General features: G+C 67.1%; 15 protein-coding genes and 1 pseudogene. 3 read left to right on the top strand and 13 right to left on the bottom strand.

Annotation, left to right across the window (positions count from 1 at the left end; translation table 11 throughout):
* Positions 1 to 7 precede the first annotated feature (7 nt).
* From ACIQMV_RS01725 to ACIQMV_RS01755, 7 genes and pseudogenes are all read right to left on the bottom strand, one after another.
* Positions 8 to 2,081, bottom strand: a pseudogene (locus ACIQMV_RS01725) (cell division protein FtsK).
* A 90-nt stretch (positions 2,082 to 2,171) separates the two neighbouring features.
* A complete protein-coding gene (locus tag ACIQMV_RS01730) occupies positions 2,172 to 2,378 on the bottom strand; it encodes a DUF6257 family protein (RefSeq protein WP_402590321.1) in 207 nt (68 codons plus the stop codon).
* Between the two features lie 80 nt (positions 2,379 to 2,458).
* Complete coding sequence (locus ACIQMV_RS01735; RefSeq protein WP_402590323.1) at positions 2,459 to 2,833, bottom strand: DUF6251 family protein; 375 nt, start codon at positions 2,831 to 2,833, stop codon at positions 2,459 to 2,461.
* The gene (locus tag ACIQMV_RS01740; protein WP_402590965.1) at positions 2,817 to 3,164 is read right to left on the bottom strand and encodes an RRQRL motif-containing zinc-binding protein; all 348 of its coding nucleotides are present in this window, start codon (positions 3,162 to 3,164) and stop codon (positions 2,817 to 2,819) included. Before ACIQMV_RS01740 ends, ACIQMV_RS01735 begins: the two co-directional genes overlap by 17 nt.
* Positions 3,164 to 4,027, bottom strand: coding sequence for a protein spdB (locus tag ACIQMV_RS01745; protein WP_402590325.1), 864 nt, complete (start codon positions 4,025 to 4,027; stop codon positions 3,164 to 3,166). The genes ACIQMV_RS01740 and ACIQMV_RS01745 overlap by 1 nt, the downstream gene beginning before the upstream one ends.
* The gene (locus tag ACIQMV_RS01750; RefSeq protein WP_402590327.1) at positions 4,024 to 4,479 is read right to left on the bottom strand and encodes a Pycsar system effector family protein; all 456 of its coding nucleotides are present in this window, start codon (positions 4,477 to 4,479) and stop codon (positions 4,024 to 4,026) included. Before ACIQMV_RS01750 ends, ACIQMV_RS01745 begins: the two co-directional genes overlap by 4 nt.
* Positions 4,476 to 4,745, bottom strand: a complete 270-nt coding sequence (locus tag ACIQMV_RS01755; RefSeq protein WP_402590329.1) for a DUF6284 family protein — start codon at positions 4,743 to 4,745, stop codon at positions 4,476 to 4,478. The genes ACIQMV_RS01750 and ACIQMV_RS01755 overlap by 4 nt, the downstream gene beginning before the upstream one ends.
* A gap of 710 nt (positions 4,746 to 5,455) precedes the next feature.
* Here ACIQMV_RS01755 and ACIQMV_RS01760 point away from each other — a divergent pair.
* Positions 5,456 to 6,463 (top strand): XRE family transcriptional regulator, encoded by a 1,008-nt coding sequence (locus ACIQMV_RS01760; protein ID WP_402590331.1) that lies wholly within the window; start codon positions 5,456 to 5,458, stop codon positions 6,461 to 6,463.
* Here ACIQMV_RS01760 and ACIQMV_RS01765 read toward each other — a convergent pair.
* From ACIQMV_RS01765 to ACIQMV_RS01790, 6 genes are all read right to left on the bottom strand, one after another.
* A complete protein-coding gene (locus tag ACIQMV_RS01765) occupies positions 6,447 to 7,235 on the bottom strand; it encodes an NUDIX domain-containing protein (protein ID WP_402590333.1) in 789 nt (262 codons plus the stop codon). The two genes, ACIQMV_RS01760 and ACIQMV_RS01765, sit on opposite strands and share 17 nt — an antisense overlap.
* A 116-nt stretch (positions 7,236 to 7,351) precedes the next feature.
* The gene (locus ACIQMV_RS01770; RefSeq protein ID WP_402590335.1) at positions 7,352 to 8,431 is read right to left on the bottom strand and encodes an LPO_1073/Vpar_1526 family protein; all 1,080 of its coding nucleotides are present in this window, start codon (positions 8,429 to 8,431) and stop codon (positions 7,352 to 7,354) included.
* Positions 8,428 to 8,742, bottom strand: coding sequence for a hypothetical protein (locus tag ACIQMV_RS01775; RefSeq protein ID WP_402590337.1), 315 nt, complete (start codon positions 8,740 to 8,742; stop codon positions 8,428 to 8,430). The genes ACIQMV_RS01770 and ACIQMV_RS01775 overlap by 4 nt, the downstream gene beginning before the upstream one ends.
* 179 nt (positions 8,743 to 8,921) lie before the next feature.
* A complete protein-coding gene (locus tag ACIQMV_RS01780; RefSeq protein ID WP_402590338.1) occupies positions 8,922 to 10,538 on the bottom strand; it encodes an HNH endonuclease in 1,617 nt (538 codons plus the stop codon).
* Between the two features lie 324 nt (positions 10,539 to 10,862).
* On the bottom strand, positions 10,863 to 12,995 hold the full coding sequence (locus ACIQMV_RS01785) for a tetratricopeptide repeat protein (protein ID WP_402590340.1): 2,133 nt from the start codon (positions 12,993 to 12,995) through the stop codon (positions 10,863 to 10,865).
* Positions 12,992 to 13,402, bottom strand: coding sequence for a hypothetical protein (locus ACIQMV_RS01790; protein ID WP_402590342.1), 411 nt, complete (start codon positions 13,400 to 13,402; stop codon positions 12,992 to 12,994). Before ACIQMV_RS01790 ends, ACIQMV_RS01785 begins: the two co-directional genes overlap by 4 nt.
* A gap of 197 nt (positions 13,403 to 13,599) precedes the next feature.
* Here ACIQMV_RS01790 and ACIQMV_RS01795 point away from each other — a divergent pair, with 197 nt between their 5' ends.
* Positions 13,600 to 14,481, top strand: coding sequence for an antibiotic ABC transporter ATP-binding protein (locus ACIQMV_RS01795; protein WP_402590344.1), 882 nt, complete (start codon positions 13,600 to 13,602; stop codon positions 14,479 to 14,481).
* 4 nt (positions 14,482 to 14,485) lie between these two features.
* A complete protein-coding gene (locus tag ACIQMV_RS01800) occupies positions 14,486 to 18,634 on the top strand; it encodes a caspase family protein (RefSeq protein ID WP_402590346.1) in 4,149 nt (1,382 codons plus the stop codon).
* Positions 18,635 to 19,140: the final 506 nt, after the last annotated feature.

A 19,140-nucleotide genomic window follows, 5' to 3' on the forward strand; every position in this document is an offset into this window, starting at 1 on the left:
TGCTCGGTCAGGCGGCGGCCCGATCGGCATTACGCCGTGTAATCGCGGCGGCGACATCGGCGCGCTTGATGCCGCGCCGGTTGGCGCCCTCGCCGTCGTCGGTGGTGCCCCAGACCTGTCCCGGCTTGATGCCCCACGGCTTGAGAGCGGCGGTGACGTTCTCACCGGCCCATCCGGCGTAGGCGTCGGGATGGGCGGAGGTGAGGCGGACGGCGATGCGCTCGCACCACACGGCCTTCTCGTCGTCGGCGATGACGTCGAGGACGTCGGCGAGGATGTCGGATCCGGTGCCGGTGTTCCTTGCCGATGGCGTGGCCGGTGACGTTGCCGTACGCCTCCCGGGCCTGGCGGGCGCGGGCGACGATGCGTTCGGCGGCGACGGCGTCCACGAACGCGGAGGCGACGATGCGGGGGTCGTCGCCCTCGCCGGCCATCCAGCAAATCCCCCGGTCGGAGCGGGAGAACATCGTGGCCCGGTAGCCGGACTTGTACATCGACGTGCCGAGCACCATGTCGTCGGCGGGCTGTCCCATGACCTTGAGGCAGAACCGCAGGACGGCGTTGGCGCTGATGCCGGTGGGCAGGGACTTCGCGTCGGGGCGCTGGGTGCCGAACATGGCCACGATCCCCAGGGCGGGGCCGCGCTTGGTCAAGTCGGTGCAGATCGCCTCGATCTCCTTGCCGTACTCCTCGTGCTCGAACGGCACTTGGCATTCGTCGAAGCCGGCCACGATCGGGTGCAGGCCCAGGCTCTTGTCACTGGCCAGTTCGGGGGTGACCTTGGACTCCGGGCAGCGCGAGCGGGGCAGGGACTTGATGACCTTCGCCCGGCGGCGCAGTTCCTCCTTCAGCTCCCGCAGGGCGTGGACGACGTACTCGATGTCGTCGTCTTCCTCGCCGGCGCGGTAGCGGTGGCAGACCGGTTCCAGGGCTCCGAAGTCGCCGGTGCCCTTGAAGTCGAACGCGTAGATCTCGGCCCGGGGGTCGAGGGCGGCGATCAGTAGGAGTAGCCGCATGAGGAAGGTCTTGCCCATGCGGGGGATGGAGCCGACGACGACGGAGGCGAACATGAGCGTCACGGCGACGTCGCGCATGCGCTGGTCGTTGCCGAACACCACCGGCTTGAACAGGTCCACCGTCCCGGACTTGGCCAGCGGCCAAGCGGGCTTGGTGGTCTCGTTCATCGGCTTGTCGCCGACCCACAGCACCAGACGTCCTTCGTGCTGTTCGGGGTCGGGGGCGGGCCACACGCAGCCGGTCTTGCGGCGCAGACCGGAGGCCAGCGGCTTGCGGGCCTCCATGATGTCCTCGGGCGTGACGCCGTAGGGAAGGTCCAGGTCGGCGCGGTAGCCGGGCCCGTCACGGACGATCTCCGAGACGAACCGCAGGCCGTTCATGTCGGCGCCCTTCTTGATGGCGGCGGTGATCTTCGCGTTCCCGATGGAGTCGAGTCCGCGCAGGACGATGGAGCCGGTGAGCTTCTGTACCTCGGTCTTCAGCACCGCCGGACCCACCACGGGCGCGTCGGGCTGCTGGCCACCGAGACCGAGCAGGAGCACGCCGCCGGCGGCGAACGCGTACAGGTAGGCGGGGGCCAGGACGTACAGGTACAGGGCGAACCCGACACCGAACACGGCCGCGACCAGGGTCACCAGGCCACGCAGCCGGATACGGCCCGCGCGCAGCCGGGCCAGACGCATGTACTCCTCGACGTCCTCGGTACGGACGGCGAACTCCCGCAACGGGGCGGCCTCGCGGTCCCACACCCACCGGTTCGTGGACGCCACGAACCGGCACGCGCCCCGGGGCGACATCAGGGCGAGGCGCCCGGCATACACCGGGACGCGAACCCCGTGATAGAGCGCGGCGTAGCCCACGTTCGCGCCGGCGTGGCGGGCGGTGGCCAGGAAGTCACGCCGGTTGGTGAGCCAACCGGCAAGGACCGGCTTGCGCTTGGTGATGCTCACCTTCGGGTCCGGCAACGCCGGGTTGTCGACCGCGACGGGCACGGTCGGGGTGTCGTCGTCGGCGACCGGGTCGGGCACGGGGCGCAGGTGCGGGCCCATGGTGCTGTCCGTCATTCTGGGTACTCCCTGCTGCTCAAAAATGGGTGGTGGGTGGCCCGGGGGCGGTCTGTTTCCTTGGCCGGGACGACCGCCCCCGGGGCGCTGCTACTTGCCGTTCTTGCTGGTGCGGGCCTGTTCGGCGCGCTTGCGGGCCTGGTCCTCGATCCGGGCGACCCGGCGCTGAAGGTCGCTCTGGTCGACCCGGCCGCCGGACTGGCGGTCGTCGGCGAGCCCGCGCTTGGCCATCCGGGCGACCAACAACGCGATCCGAGTCTTCTCACCAGCGGTGAAGCGAAGCTGTTCGCTGCTCACGACGGTTTCTCCGTTCCGGGCCGGACTGTCCGGCTCCCGACGGCCCCGGACCACGGGGGTCCCGGAACCGCGGGGAACCGTCAGCGCCGACGGGCGCGGCGGACGGTGTCAGCAGCGCGCTTGCCGTCCCCGCCGCCCACCGAGCGGACGACGGTGACGACACCCCACGCGCACACGGCCGCGAGGAACGCGAGCAGCGCGAGGTTGGCGGCCATGGCGGTCAGCACGCCGACCAGCAGCGGGCCGAAGTACACCCCGGCCGCGACCGCGCCGGCCCCGACGCCGGAGCCGAGCGCGATGCGCTGCACGGTGCGGTCCGGCGGCGCCTGGTGAACGTGCTGGTGGATGACCTGCGGTCCGCTGTACTGCTGCGGCGGGGCGGGCAGGCGATCGGTGTAGGCGTAGGTGCCATCGGGGAGTTGCACGACCCGGGGCACGTCAGGCAGCGATTCCATGCGAGGTTCCTTCGGGATACGCGCACGGCACGCACATGCCGAGCGAGGCGGGAATGACGTAGCCGGCGTCGCATCGGCAGGCGGGGCAGGTGCGGCGAGCGGCGTTGGCCTTGGCCAGCGCCGCCCACCTGGCCGGCGTCATGGGCCGGACCGGCTTGGCCAGGTCGACCCGGTAGAGGTAGGCGACCAGCGGCTCACGGCGGCGGCGTGGCCGTTCGAGCTGAGCGGCCACGCCCTGACCACCCGGGCGCAGACCGCGCGCCCGGAGTTGTCGGCGGGTGGCGTATCCGTCCGGGGCCAGGCGCCACCGGAACACCGGCAGCGCCGCCATCACGCGGCCACGCGCTTCCATGCGGCCCGCAGGCGGACCTCGGATGCGGAGTGTCCGGCGGCGCGGAAGCGGGTGGCCATCTCTCGGTAGGACAGGGCCGGGGTTTCGCTGTGACGGATCTCGTCGACCAGCGCGTCCAACGCCTCGTCGGTGAGCGCGGGTCCGGCCTCCAGCGGGAGTGCCGCCACCGGCTCCGTCGGGCCCCAGACGGGCAGTTCCCAGCGGGGCGTGACACCGGGCGTGACGCGGGTCGTCACGCTGGTCAGCGCCCTTCCGGTCTCCTCGCCGTCCCGGGCCATCTCCAGCGTCGACCACGCCCGCGAAAGGGTGTCGGCGGTCTTGGCCTGGACGCGTGCGACGCGGGCGCCGGCCTCCGTCACGGCCGTCAGCCGGGTCTCCTCGGTGGTGGCCTCCGCTCGCAGCCGGGCGCGGGCCACGGCCGCTTCGTCGCGGGCCTCTTGCTGGATGCCGCGGATCGCCCCGAGCGCGGTCGGGGTGAGTGCGGTGCGTTCCCACAGTCCGTGGACCAGCCACAGGGCCTTGGCCGCGATCGGCAGCCACGCCACGGCCAGCCACGCGCCGGCGGACTCCTCAGCGGTGAGCGCGTGCGCGATCAGGACGCCGGCGGCGATCAGGCCGAAGCACCAGCCGACGGCGGTGACCGTGCGGCTATGGTCGCCCTGCGCGGCCAGGCGGCGTTCGTAGGCGAGGGTGGCCAGCCATCCGCCGTCAATGCCGAGACCGACGACCAGGGCGACCGGCCACGGCACCGCCGTGCCCAGCCACATCACGACCACGGCCAGGGTGAGGACCATGGACACCGCCGTCATCGCGACCGCCGGCAGCACGGTCTTGGCACTCATGCCGCACCCCCCAGCGTGAGCAGGGCGGCGAGGATGAGCAGGGCGCCCCCGGTGTAGGTGAGGTCGACCGCGCGGCGCAGGCAGGTGAACTTGGCGACGGCCAGCCGGGACAGGCCGGCGATGTCCGCCGCGAGGTCGCGCGAGACGGCGCCGCTGATCTCGTCCGGGGTGAGGGTGGCCCACAGCGGGAAGCCGAAGCGCTCGCGCCGACTGCCCAGGTTCGGGCGCACCGAGCGCAGCAGCATCCCGGCAGCGGCGACCAGCACCACCAGGCCGCCCCCGCCGACGATGGCGGCCGGCAGGGTCAGGGGAAGGGTTCGGGCGACCGACCAGGCGCCGGCCAGCACCGCGCCGACGAACGCCAGCAGCAGCGCGGTCTTGCTGTCCGTTCGCGCGATCTCCGCCTTCACCTCGGCGTGCGCGGCACTCAGGTTCCGGCCGGTAGCGCTCACGCGGCACCGCCGGGCACCATCGCGCCGGCCGTGCGGTTGGCCAGCGCGCGGCGCTCGGCGAGCACCCGGCGGCGAGCACGGCGGATGCGACGGGTGTCCAGCTCGGTCGGGGTGCGGTCCAGCGTGGTGATCTGCGCGTCGAGCAGGTCGACGTCGGCGAGGATCGCGGGCATCTCCGCTTCGATGGCGTCCAGTTCCGCGTTCGTCGGCTCCATGAAGTCGGCGAACGCGGTAACAGCTTCCTGAACAGTGACGATGTTGTCCATTGGGTCGTGTTCTCCCTTGCAGGTGGCAACGGCCCGAACCGCGCCCCCGGAGCGGCAACTCCGGGGGCGCGCGCCGTTGGGGTCGGAACGTCCGGCTCCCCTCAGCGCTGCTCGTACGAGACGAGCAGCGGAGGCAAGCGGCCGCCGCACCGCAGTGCGGCGGCAGTCGAGATCGTGCTGGTGTCTCCTCCGGGAACACGGGCTCCCGTTTCAGGCGTATGGAGACGTGACCTTTCGGTCTCAGCCCTCCGGTTGACCAGGGATCCGGGCCCCTCGGCCCGCTCTGTCCCGGGCCCCTTGGCGCCGCGTTCGTAAACGCGGCGCCCATCGCGTACACACCGCAGACCGGACGCGAGCCCGAAATCTGGTGCGCACCAGTAGACAACTGGTGCGCACCAGAGTCAAGGTGGTTCGCCGAATCGGGTGGCGTTCACCTCGTTGCGGTGCCTCTCCAGAAGACCGCTTCAGACAGGGCGGCCGGTAGCCAACAGGGCTTAACATCCGTCCTGTTAACCCCTGTTGACCTGGGGCAATGTGCGGCATGCTGGGGCCGTCAGTTGAGGGCATCTACCACCGGACGGTGGCCTGTGAGCGCAGGACTTCGAAGCGCGCGGATGGCGCGCGGCTGGTCTCAGGAGCGACTGGTTCGCGAGATTGAGCAGTGCGCCCGACGGAACGTCACGGACGTTGCTTCGACCGCAAGTTTGCGGGTGTATGTGTCCGAGTGGGAGAACGGCAAGCGCACCATCTCAGACCGCTACGCGGCGGTTCTGCGGCAGCTTCTCGGAGTTACTGACGCGGAGTTGAGAGGCACCACGCCAGCGCCGGTGGTGCTGTTGGCCGACGGTTACGACGAACTGCTCAGCCGAATTGATGCGGCCAGTAGCGTCAGTGAGTCCATGGTGAAGGCGTTCAACGACCAAACCGAGTTGCTCCGAACCATGGACCGTCAGATGGGCGCGGCCGGACTGGTCGACCAGATGACGGGCCACCTTGCCGCGCTGGAAGACGCACTCAGTTTCGCCGTACTGCCTACCGCGCGTCGGCCCGTGGCACTGGCGCTCGCGGGTGCATCGACCCTCGCAGCGTGGCAGGCAATCGACTCCGGAGCGGTGGAGCGAGCGTGGCGTCATTACGAACTTGCGAAGCGGGCCGCGCGAGACGCTGAGGCTCCGATGTACCTCGCCCACGCCATGGCGGAACAGGCGTACGTGCTCTGTGAAGCCGGACGGCCGGCGCTCGGCGTCGACCTCGTTCGGGACGCCCGGTGCACGGTCGGCCAGGCCGCTTCGGCTCGGCTCCGGGCATGGCTGTACGCCGCAGAGGCGGAAATGTGCGCTCACGCAGGCATGCCGGACGACTGCCGACGAGCGCTCGATGCTGCCATGGCCAGCATCCCGCCGGGCCCGGAGGACCGGGACCCCGACATGCTGAGCATCTTCCTGAACGGCGTGCATCTCGCCCGATGGCACGGCAACGTGCTCGCCTTGCTCGGTGATGGCGACGCGGTCGCGAGTTTGTACGGAGCACTGGAAGGGATGGACCCGACCTTTGTACGGGCGCGAGCCGGACTGCACACCGACTTGGCGCAAGCGCACCTCACCCGAGCCGAGTACGACGATGCCCACACCCATCTGAGGCAGGCCCGGCTGTTGGCGAGCCGCACCGGTTCGGTGCGGCAGCGCCGTCGTGTCGACATGCTCAGCGCGCGGCTGTGACTCCCTGCTGGCGCTGGCTCGCCAGGATGTGCAGCAGGGCAACGAGGGTGCCGGACCCCATCAGCTCCCCGCGGGCCATGAGCCCCGGAATGTCGGCCAGGGGGACCCACTCGATGTGGCCCGCCTCCTCAAGGTCGCTCGGCTCGCCGACCTTTTCCGCCCCGTGGCCCACGAAGATCTCGTGTGGCGAGTCGACCATGCCGACCATGGGCTGATAGGTCACGACGTGTTCCAGCGACTTCGGGCGCCACCCGGTCTCTTCGACGACTTCCCGCAGTGCCGTGGCCGCTGGGTCCTCTCCGGCGTCAACGATGCCGCCTGGGAGTTCCCAACCGAACTGCTGCGGTACGAAGCGGTATCGCCACATCATGAGCGCGCGGTCTTGGTCGTCCAGCACCGCCGTGACGGCCACGCGGTGCAGCCGCACCACATGGTGCTCGAACCGCTCCACTCCTGGCGGTTCCACGTCCCAGAGCTGAAGCTTCACCCATCGGTTGTCGTACAGGTCGCGCTCACCGTGGATGCGCCACGGCTCCACATCTTTGGGCCGTTCGACGCTCACCGCGCCCGGCACCCGGTAGGAACTCCGGCCCCGCACTTCCAACGCTCCCTCGGCCAGCAGGCGGGCGAGCACTTGCCGCAGTGCCGTCCGGCCGATGCCGAGTTCTTCGACCAGCGCGCGTTCCGACGGAATCTTGTCGCCGGGGGCGTACACGCCGGACGCCAGTCGCTCTCGAAGCGTCTCGTAAACCTTGGTCGTCTTCGGTCCCATCCGCGGAGCACTCTCCGTTCTGCCGTGGTGCGTACCAGCGTACCGGGTAGAAGCCACGTAGCCCTCCGTCAGGTTTCAGATTTCCTCATCGAGAGGATTCCGAAAACGGGAATAACTCAAGAAATCCAAATATCTAGAGGGGATACGAATGCTCCACCGGTCGCCTTGCGCAGATTTGCGTGCGCGATAGCGGTCCCGATGGCAGTGTTGGTGCAGTTCGGGAGGGAGGCCGCGTCGTATGCGTCTGCGATCTCTCCTAGGGCAGGATTGTGTTCCCGCATCTCTGCAACTATTGCATCTCCGTGCAATGGCCTGGCTGTAAGCGTCTGCCGCAAGACAGTCTCATACTCAAGCAGTCCGTTCGCCTCTAGGATTTTATGGAGGCTTTCATTGTCGGCTGCCGCAACCTGAAACTTTGTCGGATCGCGAGGGCTCGCGGCTACAGCTGGCGTGTCTTTGAGTTTCCTGACCACGCTTTCTGGGCCGTCTTCAGGCGCGCCACTTAAAGTTGCGGGCGCCGAGCTGATGTCGAATCCGTCGGAAAAGAGGCCCGGATAGGCCTGCTGCAGTCCCTGATGGATCGGTGCCGCTCCTATGGAGATGGTGAGACAGCCCAGTGCTGCAAGGTACTGGATGTCCGAGTCAGATAGACGCATCATCGCGTCCTTGGCTGACCCCAACAACTGCGTGATCATCAGGTATAGCTGCTCGTGATGGATCATCCCGAAGAGCTTAAGTTGTTTGAAAACAAATAGTGCACTGAGGGCTGCAAAGTGGCTGCTCGTCAGTTTTTGAGCGGTGGTAATTGCGGCGCTCAAGGCAAGTGTGGCTGTAGTTCTATCCGTTCGGGCCGTCCTGTCCACCAGGACATCTACAAGCACCTCACCGAGGTCTTGGTCCCCACTCTTCGCAAAGCCAGCTTGCGCTTCCAGGATGTCTGACTGGACGCCAGGATCCTCGATATTCCCAATTGCCTGTGGCTGCCTGTCATGGAGTTCGGACAAGTAGTTCATAGTGAACTCGTCGGCCCTCTCGATTGCCACCCGATGGGCGCCCTGTGAGAGTTTGGAAAAATTCTCCTTAAAGACGTCCATGGCGATGGCCTTGGCGTCGTCATAGCTGACACCGTATTGCACTACATGGGCCTGAATGTTCGTTGACCCGTCACCGCTCCGCTGCTTCTGTCGCCAGATCAACGGTCGCCGCCTACCTTGTTATTGTCGCCGAAAGTGATGTTTCCGCCGCTTTGAATGTTTGTGGAATTATCTCCGCTTCGTTGCATTTGGCGGGGTGCCTCTCGGTTCGATCCATTTTGCCTAGTTTGTGTGATTTGGTATGCGGCTACCGCCAATGAGCCCAGCCCGGCGGCAGCGCTTACGACGCTGGCGAGCTTTTCTGCGCGGTCCAACCCCAGGTAGAGGCCGGTGGCGAGCAGAGCCAAGCCCGCTGCTGTCGTGCAGACCAGGATGATCTGTTGCGTTCGAGTCACCATGGCATTTTGAGTCACGGAAGCCTCATGGCGCACTCGTTTCATCCACTTCCAACCCACAGTGCGTGCGGCCGGTTGCGGACAAGCTGTGGACGGGAACGGCCCACTGGTGGCTCCCCTTGGGGAAAGTGCAAGGCCAGAGGGGGTGTTGGGAAGCTGCTGCGCCGTTGTCTGAGGAGGCCAGTAGGCCCGCACGGTTACTCGTGGTCCCTGCCGCACAGTGCGCGGTGGTACCGGAGGTGTGCTTCGTTGATCTGGTGGGCGGGGTGCCGGCGGAGTTGGCCTATGGGGGTGTCGTCGGTGGTCATGCGCACGGTGTCGTCGATGTCGACGTAGATGGCGAGTGCGTCGAACTGGACGTGGTGATTAGGGCAGAGGACGAGCAGGTTGGACAGCTTGTCCGGGCCGTTGTGGGGGCGACCGAGGCCGCGGATGTGGGCAGCTTCGCGGTAGGCGCTGAATCGGGTCGACAGTTGCAGGCTGCAGACCTGGCAGCGGTCGCCGTGCAGTCTTTTCACCGTGGTAGTCAGCTCGGAATCACGGACGACTCGAGAGAGGGTGACCGTGCGCCGTGAGGTTGGACCCGATTCCGTCTCCTGCTCTTCTCCGTCGTCGGTGACGCCGCTCGCGCTGTCGTAGCCGGCCAACCCCAGCCGTTCCATCAGTGCATGCTGAGGAACATCGGCAAGATGGGTCTCCCGCAGGACAGCGACCGCCTGGGAGCGGACGAAGGGGTCGTCCAGCAGGTGCGCTACCTGTTCCGACAGTCCCGCTGCAGGGTTGAACCTGTCGAACCTTGCGGCATGGGGCTTCGCGGACTGCTCGGGCGGTAGACCTTGCACGTCCCACAGTCGGCTCGTCTGCAGGTGCCAGAACGGATACTCGGGGGTCGCGGAAGAGTCCGGAAGGCCGAACTCGGCCAGGAGCTCTCCCACCTCGTCACGGAACTGCCGCCAGGGCGCGAGGCGGGGATTTCCTGCGGCGATCCTGGAGATAGCCCATAGCAGAGCCAGTGGCTTGTGCCTACTCGGCTGGTCGTTCCTCTGATGAACCCTGAGGTGCCTGAGCCTGTCCATCAGCATGCTCGCGGTCAGCTTCTCCCGTGATCCGGTCGGGTCAGAGGAAGCCGGGGCGGTGCCGTCTGGCCGGCGGGGCGCTGGAAACAATCCGAGCGACTCGCGGCCACCCTCGGTCAAGCGTGGGGGTGAAGGCTTGTCCTCCTCAGAAGGGAAGGGAGTCCGCCGGCGTAGGTCCGGCAACGCCCCATGCCCGTGCCCCACCCACTCAATCCAGGAACGTGGAGCGCGACTAAGCACGTCGACTGCCACGAGCCGGGGGTTGCCTCGGCGCTCGATCCAGGCCCAGTCGACTTGATCGCCCTCTGCACTGAGATCCAGCAGCGTCATGTCATAGCGGTAGTTGGGGAATGGCTTGCCGTTGGTCTCCTGCTCGATCAGCTCGGCGCGCTCGATGACCGCCAGGCCGCAGAACTGCACATACCCCTTGGGCGTCTTGTTTCGCGATACGGCTGCGAACACAAGTAGCGGCACGGCCCGGGCCCGCTGCTCGGGAGTAGGGGCTTGATGCTCTGCGAAGGCTTCCAGCAGCACCGCATTGCCCTGGGTACTGCCCACAGGCACCGTGTGGTCGACCCTGTGGTCTCCGAAGTAGCGCACGCGGCCGTTGTCCAGATCGAACACGTCGTGCCAGGGAGTCTCAGCGGTCCCGGCCTTCCACGGGCTGGAACGAATCAGGATCGCCGGCCGACGCTTCCCGTTCTTGGACCTGGCGATCGGATTGATGCCCTTGCTCAACTGGATCTTAGGCAACGTATCGGAAGCCGTGACGTAATGGATGTTCCGGTACCCACCGATGACTGGGACCGAAGGGTCTCTGTTCCGCGCGGAGCGCAGGACCTCACCGACACGCAGATGACTTCCCACCGAGAGCCTCCCCCTGACGCCACTACTCTGCGCGAGAAATCCTGCCATGTCTGACGTCGAGCTTCGGAAGCGCGTTACAGACACCCGCGATCGGGTTCGGAGGCAGTCGCTTCGCACATTACTGCCTGCCTCCGTGCCGCTGGCCGTTGATCCGAACCACCCACCTTGCTGAGGAACTGGGTAGGCCGTGCAATGTCAAGATTCTCTCTGTGAGTCTCGATATTGCTTCAGGAGTTCCATGGCGTGGATCGTCCATGGATGGTTCGGTCCGAGTGTCCTGGTCCGGCCTTCTGTAACTTCTTCTAGATGCTCGATTGCTTCAGCGTTTTGGTCGAGCGCATGCAGAACCGCGCCCAATGTTTGCCGAGCGTTAAATGTGAGGGGGTAATCGGAGCCGAAACGTCGCGTAAACTTCGCAGAGGCGGAGCGAATGTACGGTAGGGCATCCGCCGGTCGCCCTACGCGGTGGAGTGTAAAGGCGCAGTTGAGTTCTGCGGTAAGTGTGAGGGTGTGGTCTTCCCCGAGTTCGCGACGGCATTCCATGACCAAGTCCGGCCCTGCGTCTACGTCTACCGGCTGTGTGGATATTTCTAGGAGGCCCGACCGCGTGAGAAGCGTGAGGGGGTGCACAGGGCCGAGTGCTCGAACGCACCCCTCTGCTGCTCGCCGATACAGTGAGATGCCATCCGGCCTTCGGTCAAGGTTGACGAGTGGACTGGCTAGCCTTCTGCAAGCCGCTAGAGTGTCCGGTGCTTCTGGGCCTAGCGTCCGTTCGCAGTCCTCCAAGACTTGCCGTAAAAGAGCCTCGGACTCCTCAAACCGTCCAAGTCGAAATAGAGCCCGTCCTACACGTTGGCGCAGCCTGATGAGCCAAATGTTGTCTTCGTCGAGCCGGGGTTTCAGCAGCTCCACAGCGTCTCTGCCCAAGTTGAGTGCTGAGGCGTAGTCGCCAGCCCTATGGACTGCGCTGACAAGCCGGAGAGCGCATTCTGCCGCAGCTTCTGTTGTTGGTTGGCTGGTCGCCCAACTCGCCGTTCTGCGCAATAGCGCGACCACATGCGGTGCGAGCAGGTTCACCCGGGGGTCCTGCGTCCCTCGGTCAGGCACCTCTGGCAATAGAGCGAGACATAGGCGGGCCGCAGTGGAGGAGAGCTGCTCGTGCTGGTCAGCGGGTATGGCTCGGGCCACGCTGTCGAGGAGCACGCCGTGGGTGCGTAGGCAGCGCGTCTCCCCAGGCGCCAGCTCGGTGAGGGAGTGATCAATGAGCCCGCGCAGAGCCGATTCGACGTGAGATGCCGGGAGCGCCGGGCCGAGTTCGGCCCCGAGCAGAACTGACAGCGGCAATGGATCACCGGACCAGCAGGCGAGTAGGCGCAGAAGGTGACCTGCTTCGGATAGGCCTTGTGCGGCGAGGGCATCGAGGGAAAGCTGCCAAGTGCGGCTGGGCAGGTGTCGAGAATCGCCACCGATGGCTGTGGCGCCTTGTTCGATGAACTCGATGGGGTCGAGACCTGCGCTGCCGTCGAGTCGGCGGCCGTAGTCGGCAAGGCTCCATGGGTCGATCACCTGGTGGGCGAGGAATCCGCCGGCGAGGGTAAGCGCCAGAGGCAGTCGCCCGAGGCGGTCAGCAACCTCCGCAGCATCTTCGATCGACCCGGCATGCGGTGCGAGGTCGCGTAGAACCAGGGCGGCTTCTTCACGTGGAAGTACACCGAATTGGAGCAGTTCCGCCCCGGGCCACCAATGAGCCGCCGCTTGCCGGGTCGTGACGACGACGGTGCCGGTGGGGCTGGTACGCAGCCAGCCGCCGTCGCGAAGGATGGCGGGGTTGTCGGCGTTGTCGAGGACCAGTAGCCAGGGTTGGTCGGAGCGGTCGAGGTAGTGCCAAACGAGATCGGCGGCGGGACGTAGTCCGCTGCGTGCTCCCATCAGTTCGCCGTCGGTGGCTCCGCGGTCGGCTGCGACGGCGAGCATGCCGGCACGTAGAGAGGTCGAGTCGGAAGCGTTGACCCACAGCCCGAGTCGACCGGCCTGGTTGGTGGCGTGGTGGAAGAGCGTGTAGGCGACAGCGGTTTTGCCGCAGCCGCCCAGGCCGTGAAGGACGTAGACGCGGTTCCCGACGCCGGGCTCGACGGCGGCGCGCAGACGGTCCATCTCTCCGACGCGGTCGCGGAGTACCACGGGGGTGCGGCCGACCGCTGGACGGCGCACGGAGTCCGGCCCCGACCAATCGGGGGCGTGGTGATGGTGCTCAGTGATGTGCTGGTCGCCGGAGGTTTGGTAGATGCGGCCCTGGCCATCGGCCCGAGCATCGTTGCGGCCGCTCATCGGTGGCCGAAGTTCTGGTCCCGGCCGGCCTGGTAGACCCGAGCATGACCGGAGGCGGTGGCGTGCTGCGTCACCGACGAGTCTGCGGGCGTGTACGGGGCCAGTTCGTTGAGCAGCATCCGCAGCGCCTCTGTTTCCTCGGGATGCGCTGCGAGCAGTCGCCGTATGCGGCCCTGCCACTCCGCACCCAGTTCGCTGCGGGATTCGGGGTCGCCACCAGCCTGTGCAGCCAGCAGGTCTCTTCGGGTCACGTCGAGTTCGCCGGAAATCGCCTCGGCCCGCTCTGGCTCAGCACGGCGCCACAACGAGGCAACGCCGTCCCTGGCACGTTGCCACGCCTCGGTCGTCAATAGGGTGACCAGGGTTGTCCCTGCCGTACCCGCCAGCATGGCCATCTCCGGATCCACGAACGCGCCCCCTCCAGTCAGTGATTACCCGTTGGCCCAGAGTAGCCAGCGCAGCCCCTAACGACCAAGGACGACCGTGAGGGTGGAGTGGGCTGCCGCGCCGTCACGGATTAGTCGAACTGAGCTGTCTCTGCTGTCGGTTGTGTTGTAAACCGGTGGGACGCACGCTGGCGTTGGAACAACGGGGGAGTCTCGCCATGGCAAGGGTGGTCGTCGTCCACGGCATCGGGCAGGAATTCTTGGGACCCGAACTGATGGCAGTGCAGGTGGGGCCGGCGCTCCGGGACGGCGTACGTCTAGCGGGTGGGCTGCGGCTGGAGCCAGAGGACGTGACGTGCGCGTTCTACGGAAACTTGTACTTCGAGAAGGGGACCCGCTCCCTGGACCTGCCTCCCTGGGACGAGACGGACGTAGAGGACGGGCTTGAAGCCGAGCTGCTGGAGGCATGGTGGGAGCAGGCTGCTCAAGCCGACCCTGAGGTCCTTGGGCCCGATGCGGCCGGTTCTCGCGGCCCGCTCGGTTTCGGCGCATCCCGGCTGCTGCTCTCGGAGCGGGTACGAGCAGCACTCGACGCGCTCAGCGGTTCCCGATTCTTTGCCAAGGTGTCCGACCGACTCCTCATCTTCGCGCTGAAGCAGGTACGTCGCTACATGACGGAACCTGAGCTGAAGCAGCAGGCCCGGGCCTGTATCGCCGAGGTGATCACTGACGAGACGCGGGTGCTGGTCGCGCACTCGCTCGGCTCGGTCGTTGCATACGAGGCGCTGTGTGCCCATCCGGATTGGCCGATCACTGATTTCATCACGCTGGGGTCGCCACTCGGCATGCGCAGTGTGGTCTTCGACCGGCTGCGGCCGCCTCCGGTGGATGGGGCCGGTAGTTGGCCTGGTGGGGTCGAACGGTGGACGAATATCGCCGACCGTGGCGACATTGTGGCCCTTGCCGACCGGCTGGCACCGCGATTCGGAGACCGGGTCCAGGACGTCTCGATAAGCAACGGCATGCAGATGCACGATCTGCTTCGCTACCTCACTGCGCCGAGCACGGGCAGAGCCGTGGCTCGGGGACTGGGGGGCTGAGTACATGGCAGCGCAAGGCCGCAGGTTCCTGATCGCAATGGGCGTCGGGACCTACACGGACCCGGGGATCAACGACCTGCCGGGAGTGCCGCAAGACGTCGCCCGCGTGCGCGCATTGCTGGAGCCGATGGACTACACGCTGGCCCTGCCCGAACTGACCTCCGACCCTGACAGGGACCTGGTGGAGCGCATCGAGGACTGGGTGCTGGAGACCGATCTAGGTCCACAGGACGTGGTCGTCGTCTATTTCGCCGGTCACGGGGTGAAGGCAACAGACCGACACTACCTGCAGTGTGCCGGCAGCAGGGCAGGCCGCTATACGACAGCATTGGCCAGCGAAGACCTCTGCCGTCCCTTGATGACAAGTCCGGTCGGACATCTCCTGGTCATCCTCGACACGTGCTACGCGGGGGCCGGCACCGAGGAGATCGCGAAGCTGGCCGCCGAGCTGGCGGCCTCGCAGCGAGGCGCTGCTGGCCGCTGGATGATGGCAGCGGCTCGGGGCAAGGAACGGGCCCGCGAGAACGCCTTCGTTGATGCTCTGGCTCATGTTCTGGAACAGCCGCAGGCGGGCGCCCGGCAGGAGCATCTGGGCGTACGGGAGGTCACCGAACGCGTCAACGAGTACTTCCGGAGCAAACACCCTGCGCAGCATGCGCGCCACTCCACCATCGACAGCGACGGCCATGCCCCGTTCTTCCACAACCGGGCCCACATCCCGGGCCTGCCAACAGACGACCTGGACGTCGACACGCTCACCCGATTGCGCAAGCAGACTCGCGGCCACTTCGAGGCACGAGGCCGGGGCGTAGAACACATCAGTGACCGCGGCGACTACTTCACAGGCCGGACAGCCGCCCTTACCGCCCTGGCATCCTGGCTGACTGCACAGCGACACGACCGCAAAGCACGAGTGATCACCGGCGACCCAGGGTCGGGCAAGTCCTCGCTGCTGGGCCGCTTCCTGATGCTCACCGATGCCGACCACCCAGCGCGTGCCACCACTCCTGAACCAGCCTTGCCCCCGGTAGGGCTGGCGGTGGTGCGGCTTCACGCTCGGCGCGCCGTACTCGAGGAGCTGGCCGCCGATCTGGCTGCCGCGATGGGCCTACCCAACGGCTGCGACCGCGAGGACCTCCTTGATGCGCTGGGCGACCGCACACAGCCGGTCGTCATCGTGGTCGACGCTCTCGACGAGGCCGGCACGGCGGGTGACGCGGCCGAGGGCAACCGTATCGCCCGAGATTTTCTACAGCCTTTGAGCACGCTGCCCTCGGTACGCCTCGTCATCGGCACCAGGCGCCCGCAGATTCCGGCACTCGGCCGGGCCGTCATCACCCTCGACCTTGACATGCCCGAACACATTGCCGACCAGGATGTGATCAACTACGCCAGAGCACTCCTCCTCGATGCACAAGACCCGGACAGTTGCTCCCCGTACAAAGGGCTTCCCGACGAAGCGGCCAGGGTCGCTCAAGGCATCGCATCACGGGCCGGTAAATCGTTCCTCGTCGCCCGGATGACGGCACGAGCCCTGGTCTACGGCCAAATCACTGTCGACACCAGCCGCCCAGACTGGGAGCGAGAACTTCCGAGCGAGGCGGGACAAGCCTTCGCCGCCTACCTCGCACGATTCGGCTCCGACCGGCAGAAAGTCGAGCGTCTCATGCGGCCACTGGCATACGCCCAGGGGGCAGGGCTGCCCTGGTCCACCGTGTGGGCACCAGTCGCCGAAGCACTCTCCGGCATTCCCTGCCCGCAGGAAGACTTGCGCTGGCTGCACGAGCACGCAGGGGCCTACCTGGTCGAAACCTTGACTCCGGCTGGCTCGGCATACCGCCTCTTCCACGAAACCATGGCCGAACACCTTCGTGAGCGTGGCGACGACCTCACCGCACACAAAGCGATCACCTCAACCCTTCTGGCGCAGGTCCCCCAGGATCCGAGCACCGGCCGCCAGGACTGGCCAGCCGCACACCTGTATCTGCGCGACCACCTCGCCACACACGCCGCAGCAGGCCACTGCCTCGACACGGTGCTGCGCGACAGCGAGTTCCTCGTGCACGCGACACCGGCACACCTGCTCCACTCGTTTCACGCGGCCAACTCCGACGAGTGCCGATTGCGCTGCTCCATCTACCGGGCCTCAGCCGGTGTCCATTCCGCGGCTGGCCCGCAGGAGCGACGTGGCATCCTCGCCATCGACGCCGCCCGGTACGCAGAACACGCCCTCGCCCAAGAACTGTCGCGGGGATGGTCTTGGCGCCCTCGCTGGGCGACCGGATCCCAGGTACACCCCGCCCTCCTCAGCACCTTCACCGGCCACACCGGTTGGGTCCAGGCCGTCGTCTGCACGGTGATCGACGGTCGGCCCCACGCCATCACGGGAGGCACTGACGGCACCGTTCGGGTGTGGGACCTCACCGATGGCGCCGAACGCGCCACTCTCACCGGCCACACCGGTCAGGTCTGGACCGTCGCCTGCACGGTGATCGACGGTCGGCCCCACGCCATCACGGGCGGCTCTGACAGCATCGTTCGGGTGTGGGACCTCACCGATGGCGCCGAACGCGCCACTCTCACCGGCCACACTGGTTGGGTCTGGGCCATCGCCTGCACAGCGATCGACGGCCGGCCCCACGCCATCACGCGCGGCTTTGACGGCACCGTTCGGGTGTGGGACCTCACCGACGGCGCCGAACGCGCCACTCTCACCGGCCACAGCAAGTCCGTAAATGCCGTCGCCTGCACGGTGATCGACGGTCGGCCCCACGCCATCACGGGAGGTGATGACGGCACCGTTCGGGTGTGGGACCTCACAGATGGCGCCGAACGCGCCACTCTCACCGGCCACAGCAAGTCCGTAAATGCCATCGCCTGCACGGTGATCGACGGTCGGCCCCACGCCATCACGGGCGGCACTGACGGCACCGTTCGGGTGTGGGACCTCACCGACGGCGCCGAACGCGCCACTCTCACCGGCCACACCGGTCGGGTCCAGGCCGTCGCCTGCACGGTGATCGACGGCCGGCCCCACGCCATCACGGGCGGCACTGACAGCACCGTTCGGCTGTGGAACCTCACAGATGGCGCCGAACGCGCCACTCTCACCGGCCACATCTTTGCCGTAAGCGCCGTCGCCTGCACGGTGATCGACGGTCGGCCCCACGCCATCACGGGAGGCTCTGACGGCACCGTTCGACTGTGGGACCTCACGGATCGCGCCGAACGCGCCACTCTCACCGGCCACACTGGTTGGGTCCAGGCCGTCGCCTGCACAGCGATCGACGGCCGACCCCACGCCATCACGGTAAGCTCCGACGGCACCGTTCGGGTGTGGGACCTCACCGACGGCGCCAAACGTGCCACTCTCACCGGCCACAGCGAGTCCGTAAATGCCATCGCCTGCACGGTGATCGACGGTCGGCCCCACGCCATCACGGGCGGCTCTGACAGCACCGTTCGGCTCTGGAACCTCACCGACGGCGCCGAACGCGCCACTCTCACCGGCCACACCGGTCAGGTCTGGGCCGTCGCCTGCACGGTGATCGACGGTCGGCCCCATGCCGTCACGGGCGGCCATGACGGCACCGTTCGGCTGTGGAACCTCACCGACGGCGCCGAACGCGCCACTCTCACCGGCCACAGCAAGTCCGTAAATGCCATCGCCTGCACGGTGATCGACGGTCGGCCCCACGCCATCACGGGCGGCACTGACGGCACCGTTCGGGTGTGGGACCTCACAGATGGCGCCGAACGCGCCACTCTCACCGGCCACGCTGGTTGGGTCCGGGCCGTCGCCGGCACGGCGATCGACGGCCGGCCCCACGCCATCACGGGAGGTGATGACGGCACCGTTCGGGTGTGGGACCTCACAGATGGCGCCGAACGTGCCACTCTCACCGGCCACACCGCGTTTGTAAGCGCCATCGCCTGCACGGTGATCGACGGTCGGCCCCACGCCTTCACCGGCAGCGATGACAAGACTCTCGGCACGTGGGACCTTGAACGCCACCGGCTCGTGGAGACCATACAGCTTCCTGCACCAACCGATGCGGTGGCTGTGAACGGCCACGACATTGTCATTGGTATGAGCCACGAGGTTGTAGTTCTCACCAAGCGAGGTCCAGGGCCCAGCAACGGGATCACGTAGCCACATCCTCACCCCCAGCCGTTCCCCGGCGAACCACGCACACCGTAAATCGCCCGATTAGACGCCATGGGTAAAGCCCACTGTAAATCTGCTGGGTCGCACGCGTCGGGCCGTCTCTGGGCCGTCCGAGGGTGGCCCACAGCGACCAACGACGACCGTTCGGCTACCGGTCTGCGCTGCGTCGGCCTTGATCGCGTGAGGTCGCCCCCGACCCGCGTCTCTTCCTCCGCAAGAAGCGCCAGGGCCTGGAGGGCGCATGCCGTCGGCGCGGGGAGCCATTCTGGGAGCCAATCGTGGCGTCTGGCTGCGGACGAACACGGACTGCCGCGGACGGTGAAGCCGCACAGGCGCAGGTGAGCCGGGGCCTCCGAACCCCTCTTCCTCAGCCCTCAGTTAGCCCTGCCTTAACGCGAGCATAAGGATCTCCCCGCACCGCCTCCAACCGGCGTTTTCGCGGTGCGTTGCGGCTAGCTTCTGATCACCCCCACGGGATCCGTCCCACTCAA

Origin of the sequence: Streptomyces sp. NPDC091412 (genome assembly GCF_044756885.1) — a bacterium.
In the GTDB taxonomy this organism is placed as follows: domain Bacteria; phylum Actinomycetota; class Actinomycetes; order Streptomycetales; family Streptomycetaceae; genus Streptomyces.